We start from the raw sequence: 11675 nt of genomic DNA on the forward strand, positions 1-11675 counted from the left end.
TGACACTTAAACACTTATTATAAAATGCAATCATAATGAAAAGATTATTGCTTGTTTTGTCGCTACTACCTCTAACTTGTTTTTCGCAAATAATAGGGGAAGCCAATGGAGGTGAAGTTCTGTTTAACCCAGATAATTTAGCGTGTATTTCGGAAGAAGCCAAAGCGAAAATTAACGCCGAAGTTGAAGTTAATGTTGCCAAGTTAATAAAACAAGGCAAATTGTCGATAAAAAAAGCAGGTTTAGCATCACCGACATTTATTTGGCCAGTTCAAAAGGCGGCCACGAGTGATTTTAACGATGTTTGGGCAATTTCTAATTATGTAGATCATGATGCTACATTTCCCGATAATGTACAAGATTATAATTGTGGAACAAGAACATATGACACTAGTTCTGGTTACAATCATTCAGGAACAGATATTTTTACATGGCCTTTTTCTTGGTATCAAATGGAAAATGATTTAGCTGAAGTTGTGGCTGCTGCTGCTGGAACTATTGTTTATAAAAATGATGGTGAGTTTGATGAGAGTTGTACAGCGAATTCAAATACATGGAACGCAATTTATATTCAGCATAGTGATGGCAGTAGAACTTGGTATGGTCATCTAAAAAATGGAAGTTTGACTACAAAAGAAGATGGAGACACGGTTGTAGCTGGAGAATTTTTAGGTATTATAGGCAGCTCAGGGAATTCTACAGGGCCACATTTACACTTTGAAGTTTATGATAGTGGTAGTAATTTGATTGATCCTTTTAATGGAACTTGTAACAATATTACAACCTGGTGGCAAGACCAACCGGATTATAATGACCCAAATATAAATGCTGTTTTAACACATAGTGCACCGCCGGAATTTAATACTTGTCCTGAAACAGAAACTACCAATTTACAGAATAAATTCTTGCCGAATTCAGATATTTATATGGCGGGGTATTTAAAAGATCAACTTGCTGGAACTACAATTTATGTTAGATTATTTAAACCCGACGGAAGTAATATTCAATGGTCTCTAGCATTGACAAACACTTATACTACTTCTTATTGGTATTGGGACCTTAACAATCTTTCTGAATTAGGTACATATAAACTGCGAATGACTTACGAAGGGCAATCGGTTGATCATGAATTTGAAGTAGCTTCTACTTTAGGTATTGAAGATGAAAAATTAGCACAAATTTCAGTAGCTCCTAATCCTTTTGAGGATGAATTAAAAATTTCAGGCTTTACGTTTGATCAAGCGGATTACAATATGGCTGTTTTTAATCAATTAGGTCAAAAAGTTGTTGAAAAAGAAGTTTTTTCTGATCGTTTAGATTTACAATTTTTATCTAAAGGTTTGTATTTTCTAAACATTGGTGATAAAACTACAGGAAGTTCAAAATCATTTAAAATCGTAAAAAAATAAATGCTTTTTTCAAATATTATAGATCAAGAAACAGTAAAAAAACAACTTATCTATAGTGTTGAAAGAAACCGAATACCCCATGCACAACTTTTTGTTGCACCAAAGGGTACAGGTGCTTTACCATTGGCTATTGCTTACGCTCAATATATTTTATGTAATAATACTGACGGCGAAAATAATGTTGGGAACCAGGCCTGTAATACAAAGATTAACAACTTAAGTCATCCAGATTTGCATTTTGCATTTCCTGTTGCCACAACGGATAAGGTGAAAAGACACCCTGTAAGTGATTTCTTTTTAGAAGAATGGCGTCAGTTTATAAATGATAACCCGTATGGCGATTTGTTAAGTTGGTATACACATTTAGGTATTGAAAATAAACAAGGTCAAATTGGTGTAGATGAAGCAGAAGCAATTGTAAAAAAGTTGATTCTAAAATCGTACGAAGGTGGTTATAAGGTCATGATTATTTGGATGGCCGAGAAGCTTAATACTGCGGCAGCCAATAAATTGCTAAAACTAATAGAAGAACCACCAAACAAGACTATTCTATTATTGGTTACTGAGAGTGAAGAGCAAATAATTAGTACCATATTATCCCGTTGTCAGATTGTAAAATTAAATCCTTTAAGTGAAAATCATATTAAGGAAGCTTTAATAGTACGAGAGCAAATTACAGAAAATGAAGCCGTAAAGATTGCTCATCAAGCAGATGGTAATTGGAATAAAGCAAGAAATATTCTACATAACTCAACAAGCGATGAACAATTTGAACAATGGTTTATTACTTGGGTACGAACCGCTTTTAAAGCAAAAGGTAATGCTGCCGTAATACAAGAACTAATTGCTTGGAGTGATGCTATTGCATCAAACGGTAGAGAGGTTCAGAAAAGTTTTTTAAACTACTGTCTCCAATTTTTTAGACAAGCTTTATTAAAAAATTACACAGCAGATTCGTTGGTGTTTTTAGAGCCCTATACCACAAGTTTCGATTTAGATAAATTTGCTCCGTTTGTTCATAGTGGTAATATTATGGAAATAACCAAAGAGCTTAATGATGCTATTTATCATATTGAGCGTAATGGTAATGCCAAAATCATCTTATTGGATTTATCAATAAAGTTAACGCGGTTACTACATCAAAAAGAAGTCGTTTAAAATTTACTGCAACACATAAAAATAGATCGCCATAAAGTGCGAAAAACTCCCCAATAATACAAATACATGAAAAATAGTATGGTTGTATTTTATTTTTGGAATGCTATATAAGATGGCACCTACGGTATAAAATACGCCACCAGCCAGTAGCCAATATAATCCGTTTATGGGCAAATTTTCTAGTAACGGTTTTACGGCAAAAATGATAATCCATCCCATACCAATATAAGCTGCGGTAGAAATTTTTTCAAACCTACCAGTGTAAAATAATTTAAGAAAAACTCCAACAAGAGCAATTCCCCAAGTAATGCCAAAGATTGTCCAACCTAACGTTCCTTTTAAAGTAATGAGTGTAAAAGGAGTATAGGTTCCTGCAATAAGGACATAAATGGCAGCATGATCTAAAATGTTTAATTTTTTACGTAATTCTGGCTGTTGGGAGTAATGGTAAAAAGTAGAAGCAGAGTACAACAAGATTAAACTCGCTCCAAAAATAGAAAAACTTACAATATGCCTTGCGGTTCCATGATTATTAGCATGAATAATTAAAACGACTAAGGCTATAATACTTAAAACTAATCCAATAGCATGTGTAAGTACATTTAGTCTTTCTTCGGTAGAATTATAATATGTTAGATGTTCATTTTTCATCATTGATATCATTAATTAATTCTGTATATATAGTGTCAAAAGCCTCTTTTTTAATGGATTCCATATCGTCAACAGTTAAACCTTCTGTTTGGATAAATTTATGAATTTTTACTCGTAATTTACCTGGCCACCCACTAAAAAATGTCCATGAAAAACGTTTTTTTACATCGTAGAAAGTCATGGGTACTATGGGTATTTGATGTTCAATTGCCAAGCGGAAGGCACCATTTTTGAACTCACTTAACACAATATCTTCGTGAGGTACTAATCCCTCAGGGAAAATGGCAATGCTTAAGCCTTGATCTAATTTCTTTTGAGCCAAAATATATACTCTTTTCCGACTTTCAGCATTACTTCTGTCCACCCAAATACTTGTTTTTCTAAAAACATATCCAAATAAGGGCAGTTTTACCAATTCTTTTTTACCAACAAACACAGCTGGGTTTTTCATTACAGACAGCATTAACATTACATCAATTAGAGAGGCGTGGTTTGCAATAAACAAATAGCTCTTACCAGGGATTATTTCTTCTTCTGTCTCAACTACAGGTTTAAAGCCCATCACAAATAGGATGGTTTTACCCCAAGCCTTGGCAATTTTAAAAAAAGTGGGATATAAACTATCGAAAGAGATTACCACAATTAAAATGGGTAACGCAACAAGGATTGAAAAAAATACCCATCCATAAAACCAAATACGCCAAAATACGCGAAAAATATTTTTTAAAAAATTCATTGGGGTAAATTTAGGGAATCTGTATAAACTCCAATGTGTAAATTTAAAATCTCAAAAAAGACGGGAATATAATTTTTTAAATTTGTTTTTTAGAATTTGAAATATTGTGATTTGTGATTTGTACTTTTGCTTTAGAAAAATAAGTTATGTCAAGAATTCTTACAGGAGTACAAAGTACCGGAACACCACATTTAGGCAATTTGTTAGGAGCAATTATACCAGCTATTGAAATGTCTAATGATTCATCAAATGATTCGTTTTTGTTTATTGCTAACATGCATACATTAACACAAATAAAAGATGGAGCTATAATAAAGCAAAATACGTATAGCACAGCGGCTGTATGGCTAGCATTTGGAGTTGACATAAATAAAACGGTTTTTTATCGACAGAGTGATGTGCCTCAAGTAACAGAATTGTCTTGGTATTTAAGTTGTTTTTATCCTTATCAGCGTTTAACATTGGCTCATGGTTTTAAAGATAAGGCAGATAGGCTTGATGATGTTAATGCAGGGCTTTTTACATATCCTATGTTAATGGCAGCAGATATTTTGATTTATGATGCTGAGGTAGTGCCTGTTGGTAAAGACCAATTGCAACATTTAGAAATGAGTAGGGATGTGGCCAATCGTTTTAATCATAAAATGGGTGATACGTTGGTGCCGCCTGACGCCAAAATAGAAGAGAATGTAATGATTGTGCCTGGTCTTGATGGTGAAAAGATGAGTAAATCACGCGGCAATGAGATTAATTTATTTTTGGATGATAAAAAGTTGCGTAAAGTGATTATGAAAATCCAAACGGATAGTACTCCGATGGAAGAGCCTAAAGATCCGGAGACTTGTAACTTATTCGCCTTATACAAATTGGTAGCTAATGAAGAGCAAATTGCTGAAATGAGGGCTAATTATTCAGGTGGAAATTATGGTTATGGGCATGCTAAACAAGCTTTTTATGATTTGCTAATTACCAAATATGCTAAAGAACGAGAGTTGTATCATCATTACATGAATAATCTGAATGAAATTGATGAGGCATTGGCAATTGGAGCCGAAAAAGCAAGGAAAGTGGCGAATGAAGTATTGGGTAGAGTTAGGGAGAAGTTGGGTTATTAACCTTTCCGTCCTTCGGACACCTTCCCTTCATAAGGGGAGGAATTAAACACAAGATAATTTAAAGCTAATTATCCTTAGAATTTTGCAAATAAAATGATCATAGCTACTATATAAAATAATATTCCCAAAAGTCTGGCAATACCAGCTTGTTTCATTTTTTTGTCAAATCCATATGTTGCAAATCGATTTTCTTGATCATCATTAAAATCTCTTTTGGATATATACCGTAGACTCATATTTATTGGAAGTAAGAAAAATCCGAACCATTCAGCAATAGTTAATGAAGCGTTTTTACGCTTTTCTTTATTTTCTTCTACTAGGTTCATGACTAAGCCGCAGGATTAGGCATCTTACCATGAACGGTATTAATTTCCGTAATAATTTCTTCAGATAATTCAACGTTTATACTATCAATATTTTCTTTAAGCTGTGTCATTTTTGTTGCTCCAATTATATTACTCGTTAAAAAAGGTAGTTGATTTACAAAAGCAAGTGACATTTGGGCTAAACTGAGTCCGTGTTTTTGAGCAATTTTCGAGTATTCTATTACCGCTTTTTCAGCTTCCGTACTACTATATCTATGATAGACTGGAAATAAATCTACACGTGAGTCTTTAGGCATATTTCCGCCCAAGTATTTGCCAGATAATACTCCAAACGCCATTGGAGAATAGGCTAATAAGCCAATATTTTCTCTTAAAGCGACTTCTGACAGGCCTGTTTCAAAAATACGATGTAATAAAGAATAGGCGTTCTGAATGGTAACCATTCTTGGTAATTTTTTTGTTTTGGCCTCTTCTAAATATCGCATAGTGCCCCAAGGCGTTTCGTTTGAAAGTCCAACATGTTTTATTTTACCTTGTTTAACAAAACCATCTAAGGTCTCTAAAACTTCAGCAAAATTATCTTCCCATTGATTTTCTTGATTGTATGGATAATCCCTAACGCCAAAACAATTTACAGGTCTTTCTGGCCAATGTAATTGATACAGGTCTAAATAATCTGTTTGTAATCTCTTTAAGCTACCATTTAGAGCCTCCGTAATTGCTTGTTTTGAAAAACCAGTGTCTCGAATATGAGCTATACCTGGTCCAGCAATTTTTGACGCCAATACGATTTTTTCTCTATTTCCTGTTTTTTTAATCCATGTCCCGATTATTCTTTCAGTTGAACCATACGTTTCTGCTTTTCCGGGTACGGAATACATTTCAGCAGTATCAAAAAAGTTAACACCTTGTTCAAGAGCGTAATCCATTTGCTCGTGACCTTCGGCTTCGGTATTTTGTTGACCCCATGTCATGGTACCCAAACAGATTTTACTAACTTCAATATTAGTTTCTGGTAATTTGTTGTACTTCATGAAATAAGAGTTTTAATGTTTGTTAATTTGGGAGGATGAAAAATAGATCTATCTAAATAATTCTCACTTTTTCGTGTTATTTTAAATACAAAAGACAGAGCTATAATAATGAAACTCTGTCTTTAGAATAGTTTATGTAAACTAATTAGTCTTCGTATATAGCAGCTATACCAGGTAAAGTTTTACCTTCTAGCATTTCTAACATAGCACCTCCACCGGTAGAAACATAGCTTACTTTGTGTTCAAAACCGAATTGTTTTACCGCCGCAACAGAATCACCACCACCTACAAGAGAAAAAGCTCCATCAGCAGTAGCATCAGCTATGGCATTACCTAACTCAATAGTTCCTTTTGCAAATTTTGGCATTTCAAAAACACCAACGGGGCCATTCCATAAAATGGTTTTTGATTGAGCTATAATCATTGAAAAAGCTACATTAGTTTTTGGACCAGCATCAACACCTTGCCATCCATCTGGTATGTGAAAAATATCTACTACTTGCGTATTGGCATCATTGCTGAAAGCATCAGCGGCGATAACATCTACAGGTAAATGTACTCTTACACCTTTTTCTTTGGCTTGTTTTAAAATATCTAATGCTAACTCTTGTTTATCATCTTCGCAAATAGAATCACCAATACTACCACCTTGAGCTTTTATAAAGGTAAAACTCATGCCACCACCAATAATTAAGTGATCTACCTTGTCTAAAATATTTTCAATTACGGTGATTTTTGAAGAAACCTTGGCACCACCCAAAATTGCAGTTACTGGCTTTTCGCTGTCTTTAAAAACTTTATTAATACTAACAATTTCTTTCGCTAATAAGGCACCGAAACATTTTTTACCTTTAAAAAACTGAGCCACTACAGTTGTTGAAGCATGAGCTCTATGAGCTGTACCAAAAGCATCATTAACATAAATATCTCCAAGCTTAGAAAGTTTTTTAGCAAAGTCAACATCTCCATTTTTTTCCTCATCGTGGAAACGTAAATTTTCTAATAACAATACTTCTCCAGGTTCTAATTCAGCAGCCGCTTTTTCGGCTTCTTCACCAACACAGTCATCAACAAATTTTACTTGAACACCAATAATTTCACTAACGGTATCAACAATATGAGAAAGTGAAAATTCAGGACTTACTCCTTTTGGACGACCTAAATGTGACATTAAAACACAACTACCTCCGTCTTCCAATATTTTTATTATAGTTGGTTTTGCAGCTTCGATTCTTGTAGTGTCAGTTACTTTAAAGTTTTCATCTAAAGGCACGTTAAAATCTACTCGGATTAATGCTTTTTTATTCTTGAAATTGAAATCGTTGATTGTAGTCATGTGTTATAAAATTTTGAATTACAAATATAATCTTTCTCTTACTTTTTTAGTCTAGATTTATCTGTTTTTTTACAATTATGGCATCATTTATAATAAAAGGCATAGGCAACATGGTTTCTGTTCTTGGTGTAATGTCGAAAGCCATACTTTCAAACAAATCATAAGAGGTTTCATAGATTATAAATGATGGGTTTTGCTCTTTGGGTATTGAAAATTGAATTGATAAGTAGGTGTCATTATTTGAAAAATAATAGCTTAAAACTTGGCTATTGGTTTTAAATACAAATTCAGAATCATTTCTATTGGGCAGCGATTCGCCATTTACAACAAAGGTTTTAAAGGAAAGGGTATTGGTAGAAAGTAGCTCTATTCTATTAATTTTTCTTTGAGGTGTTATTTTTAAATCTATATGTCTGAATGCATCAATAATTGTGTCTTTGCTAATTTCTATTTGGGGTTGAATTATAGTTTTGACTTCTGTTTTTTTATGCAATTTTATTCTCGTGCCATACTTGCTAGCTGTAGTTGAGTTGTCAAAACCTCCTTTAATTGGGTTATCACCCAGAAATTGGGTTGTAAATTCATCAGTTTCTTTGTTATTACTAGCCCAATACGCTTCGTTTTTGTCTGCATCTAAAACATAGATTATACTATTGGGTTGTTTTTGTTCAATGGAATAGCCTGATTTAAATGCTGCTGAAATAAATAAAAGTAATGAAAGTGCTAAAAACAATCGTCCTAATTTCTTTATGTTTTTATAAGATGAAAAAATAGGTACGAGTAAACCAAATAGTAGCACGATAAAAATACTGCTAACGGCAAGCATTTTTAATCCCAACCCGATTGGAAACATTTGTATTAAAGGAACGAAGGTAAATAAAACAGGAATTGATAAAACACTTAATAAAATGGATTGATGCTCCTTTTTTGAGAACAGTAGTATTGCTAAGGCTATTATACCATATACGACTGCTAAAATAAAATAGCCAGCTCCTTTTAAATAAATACTAATGACGATATTAATGATAATCCAAATAAATAGTGGGGCGATTATTAAATTTTTAGCTTTTATTTTTTTAAAATAACGATTATAAATAATTATGCAAATAGCTAAAGTTAAAGCTGAAAAAGAGGCAATATACCAATGGCCGTTGTAGGTAAATCCGTGTAAAATATCCTGATATTGAGGATGAATTTTGAGAATTAATTTCCAACCGAAAAAGGTAATGAAGCCAGAAATTAACATGGAGAATAGAAATGGAATAAACCCTTTAAGTAGTTGAGCGAGTAGTAATTTCTTTTTTGAAACTCCAAAAATTAGCAATCCTAAAAATACGAAGCTGAAAATTATAATCGTTGGTATTACCCATGAAAAAGGATAATAAATCATACCTATATAAGGCATATTAAAATATACGTTATCACTATCTGAATTGAGATTGGTTAAATCAGCATCAGCAAAATAATTTAGTAACGGTATCAAATAACTAGCCTGGTGTTCTAATGTATTTCTATCTAAGCGTTCATAACTATCTTGTTCTGTGTGATAATCAAAATGGTCATCAATAAAGGCAAAATTGTAGCCTTGAATTTCACCATCCTCTCTAAAAACTGTTAAATCAGTATCATTAGGTAGCATTTTGTAAATACTATACATTAACGAGCTTGCAACAGGGTATTTTGGCTTAGCCTTTGCAAATTGTTCAATTAGTTTTTTGTTGCCACCATTGGTTTCCATGAGCATATAGCTGGGCCCGCCACTACCTCTTGCTTCAAAATTCAAAACCAAGCCAACGTCTTTAGCCCAAGGATGATGATTTACAAATGCATTTGCACCTAATAATCCTAATTCTTCGGCATCAGAAATTAGAATAATAATATCATTTTGAGGAGCCTTATGAGTTGCCATAAAAGCTCTTAAGCCTTCTAAAATTGTTACCACACCACTACCGGCATCACTAGCACCTAATGAAGAATGCACTGCACTATCATAATGTGTTAGAAGCAATAATGCTTTTGAATTATCTGTACCATTTATTTTGGCTATGATATTTTGTGTATTTGTGCCTGCTCTCCACTTTTTATTTAGAGCTACTTGCTCTTGAATTTCAGTGGTTAATCCTAGTTTTTCTAATTCATTAACTATGTATTCTTGTACTTCTTTATGTGCTGTAGTACCTACAAAGTGAGGTTTTTGGGTTATTTCCTTTAAATGCACGAGAGCTCTATCGCTCGAAAATTCTGTAAGTGGAGTCGTTGTATCAGATTTCTCTTTTGGCATTAAGCTACTGAAAGACAGGTATATGGTTGTTATGATTATGATAAAGGAAATGGCTGAAGCGTATTTTTTCATTCTTATTATGGGTTAGATTGAAAACGGATTTTTGACTAAAGTAAGTAATTTTAAAGAATTTATATTATATTTATACGAACCTAAAAATATTAAGTTATGGCAATCAAAAGTTTTCAAGGTAAAAGATCTCAACCTCAAAAAGAGGAATTAAAACCAGCTTTAGTGTCTGATTACATGACTACAAAGTTGATTACATTTAAACCAGATCAATCCGTTTCTGAGGTGATAGAATCTTTAATTCAAAATAGAATTTCAGGTGGACCAGTTGTTAACGAAAATAATGAGTTACTCGGTATTATTTCTGAAGGAGATTGTATTAAGCACATTTCAGAAAGCAGATATTATAACATGCCAATGGATAATAATACAGTAGATAAGCACATGGTAAAAAATGTGGATACTATTGATGGAAATATGAATATTTTTGAGGCAGCTGATATGTTTTTAAAAGCAAAGCACAGACGTTTTCCTATTGTAGAGAATGGTAAGCTAATAGGACAGATAAGTCAAAAAGACATCCTTATTGCAGCTTTAAAACAAAAAGGACAGAACTGGAAGTAAAACATTCAAAATTTTTAATAAAAAAAAGCCCCACGTATAGTGGGGCTTTTTTCTCTAACTAAACTATCAACTTAAACTAATTCTTATTATTTTTTATATTAAAATTTTTCTAAATCCCTTTTGAGGATTTCCTTAATCTGGGGAGAAAGGAGATAAAGTTTTAATGGTAATTTTTTTGTTATTATCATAAAATTTCCACTTATTACGACTAAAGCATTGTTTGTTTCGCTGCTTCGATTATAAAACAATCAATAGCATGAAATTCCCCCTTTAAAATGAGCTTTTTTATTGTAAAATTTTTAAACACCTAATTTTCAGTTATATTATGGTGTTTTTTTCTTTCCTCGTGTAAAGAAAGTAAGAAGTATAGGGTCGTTTTTTATTGAATTAAATAAAATTAAGGCAGTATTATCATTGTATTGGTACATTAAAAAGCTAGGAGGAGAGAGTTCATTAATTTAGTCTATAAACAAAAAAAGCCTCACTCTTCAGCGGGGCCATTTTTCTCTAACTAAACTATCAACTTAAACTAATTCTTATTATTTTTTATATTAAAATTTTTCTAAATCCCTTTTGAGGATTTCCTTAATCTGGGGAGAAAGGAGATAAAGTTTTAATGGTAATTTTTTTTGTTATTATCATAAAATTTCCACTTATTACGACTAAAGCATTGTTTGTTTCGCTGCTTCAATTATAAAACAATCTACAGCATAGAATTCCCCCTTGAGAAAGTGATATTTTTAATTATTATTTTTAATTAACTGGCATAGAGGTGTTAGCGATTATTTTTATTTTAAAATTATAGAGATGTTAGTGGTTTTAATTTTGATGGAAGATTACTATTTAAGTAAGGTTATGTGTATTTATGGTAACAATCGTATTTAATTAATTTTTTGAAGAATGATTTATATTATCGTTTTGTCTAGTCCTAAATAACCGATACAGATTATTAAAGGATTAAATTTATAACTTAAAGCTTAACGATACTAATATCGT

The 11675-nt window shown here is 32.5% G+C and carries 10 protein-coding genes; 4 read left to right on the plus strand and 6 right to left on the minus strand.

The window, feature by feature from the left end:
* Window positions 1-35: 35 nt before the first annotated feature.
* Complete coding sequence (locus JBL43_RS08735) at window positions 36-1409, plus strand: peptidoglycan DD-metalloendopeptidase family protein (protein WP_198841057.1); 1374 nt, start codon at window positions 36-38, stop codon at window positions 1407-1409.
* Window positions 1410-2567 carry a DNA polymerase III subunit gene (locus tag JBL43_RS08740; protein WP_198841058.1) on the plus strand — a complete coding sequence of 386 codons (1158 nt, stop codon included), beginning with the start codon at window positions 1410-1412 and terminating at the stop codon, window positions 2565-2567.
* Window positions 2568-2570: 3 nt separating this feature from the next.
* Here JBL43_RS08740 and trhA read toward each other — a convergent pair whose 3' ends face one another.
* Window positions 2571-3221, minus strand: a complete 651-nt coding sequence (gene trhA, locus JBL43_RS08745) for a PAQR family membrane homeostasis protein TrhA (RefSeq protein ID WP_198841059.1) — start codon at window positions 3219-3221, stop codon at window positions 2571-2573.
* On the minus strand, window positions 3208-3954 hold the full coding sequence (locus tag JBL43_RS08750; protein ID WP_198841060.1) for a lysophospholipid acyltransferase family protein: 747 nt from the start codon (window positions 3952-3954) through the stop codon (window positions 3208-3210). Before JBL43_RS08750 ends, trhA begins: the two co-directional genes overlap by 14 nt.
* A gap of 146 nt (window positions 3955-4100) precedes the next feature.
* Between JBL43_RS08750 and trpS the strand changes: the two genes are divergently transcribed.
* On the plus strand, window positions 4101-5069 hold the full coding sequence (gene trpS, locus JBL43_RS08755) for a tryptophan--tRNA ligase (protein ID WP_198841061.1): 969 nt from the start codon (window positions 4101-4103) through the stop codon (window positions 5067-5069).
* A gap of 74 nt (window positions 5070-5143) precedes the next feature.
* On the opposite strand, the gene JBL43_RS08760 is transcribed toward trpS, so the two are convergent.
* From JBL43_RS08760 to JBL43_RS08775, 4 genes are all read right to left on the minus strand, one after another.
* Complete coding sequence (locus JBL43_RS08760; RefSeq protein ID WP_198841062.1) at window positions 5144-5395, minus strand: hypothetical protein; 252 nt, start codon at window positions 5393-5395, stop codon at window positions 5144-5146.
* A gap of 2 nt (window positions 5396-5397) precedes the next feature.
* The gene (locus tag JBL43_RS08765; RefSeq protein ID WP_198841063.1) at window positions 5398-6429 is read right to left on the minus strand and encodes an NADP(H)-dependent aldo-keto reductase; all 1032 of its coding nucleotides are present in this window, start codon (window positions 6427-6429) and stop codon (window positions 5398-5400) included.
* A gap of 145 nt (window positions 6430-6574) precedes the next feature.
* Entirely contained in the window at window positions 6575-7765 is a 1191-nt protein-coding gene (locus JBL43_RS08770; protein WP_198841064.1) for a phosphoglycerate kinase, read from the minus strand.
* 46 nt (window positions 7766-7811) lie between these two features.
* Window positions 7812-10118: a M28 family peptidase gene (locus JBL43_RS08775; protein ID WP_198841065.1), complete on the minus strand. Its 2307-nt coding sequence runs from the start codon at window positions 10116-10118 to the stop codon at window positions 7812-7814.
* 96 nt (window positions 10119-10214) lie between these two features.
* On the opposite strand from JBL43_RS08775, the gene JBL43_RS08780 reads away from it, so the two are divergent.
* Window positions 10215-10679 (plus strand): CBS domain-containing protein, encoded by a 465-nt coding sequence (locus JBL43_RS08780; RefSeq protein ID WP_198841066.1) that lies wholly within the window; start codon window positions 10215-10217, stop codon window positions 10677-10679.
* Window positions 10680-11675 lie beyond the last annotated feature (996 nt).

The sequence above is a fragment of the Aureibaculum flavum genome (assembly GCF_016406085.1).
Classification (GTDB): Bacteria; Bacteroidota; Bacteroidia; order Flavobacteriales; family Flavobacteriaceae; genus Aureibaculum; species Aureibaculum flavum.

Coding starts and splice junctions, on each gene's coding strand:
- trpS (WP_198841061.1), top strand. CDS start 4,101: ATGTCAAGAATTCTTACAGGAGTACAAAGTACCGGAACACCACATTTA.
- JBL43_RS08770 (WP_198841064.1), bottom strand. CDS start 7,765: ATGACTACAATCAACGATTTCAATTTCAAGAATAAAAAAGCATTAATC.
- JBL43_RS08765 (WP_198841063.1), bottom strand. CDS start 6,429: ATGAAGTACAACAAATTACCAGAAACTAATATTGAAGTTAGTAAAATC.
- JBL43_RS08775 (WP_198841065.1), bottom strand. CDS start 10,118: ATGAAAAAATACGCTTCAGCCATTTCCTTTATCATAATCATAACAACC.
- JBL43_RS08735 (WP_198841057.1), top strand. CDS start 36: ATGAAAAGATTATTGCTTGTTTTGTCGCTACTACCTCTAACTTGTTTT.
- trhA (WP_198841059.1), bottom strand. CDS start 3,221: ATGATGAAAAATGAACATCTAACATATTATAATTCTACCGAAGAAAGA.
- JBL43_RS08740 (WP_198841058.1), top strand. CDS start 1,410: ATGCTTTTTTCAAATATTATAGATCAAGAAACAGTAAAAAAACAACTT.
- JBL43_RS08780 (WP_198841066.1), top strand. CDS start 10,215: ATGGCAATCAAAAGTTTTCAAGGTAAAAGATCTCAACCTCAAAAAGAG.
- JBL43_RS08760 (WP_198841062.1), bottom strand. CDS start 5,395: ATGAACCTAGTAGAAGAAAATAAAGAAAAGCGTAAAAACGCTTCATTA.
- JBL43_RS08750 (WP_198841060.1), bottom strand. CDS start 3,954: ATGAATTTTTTAAAAAATATTTTTCGCGTATTTTGGCGTATTTGGTTT.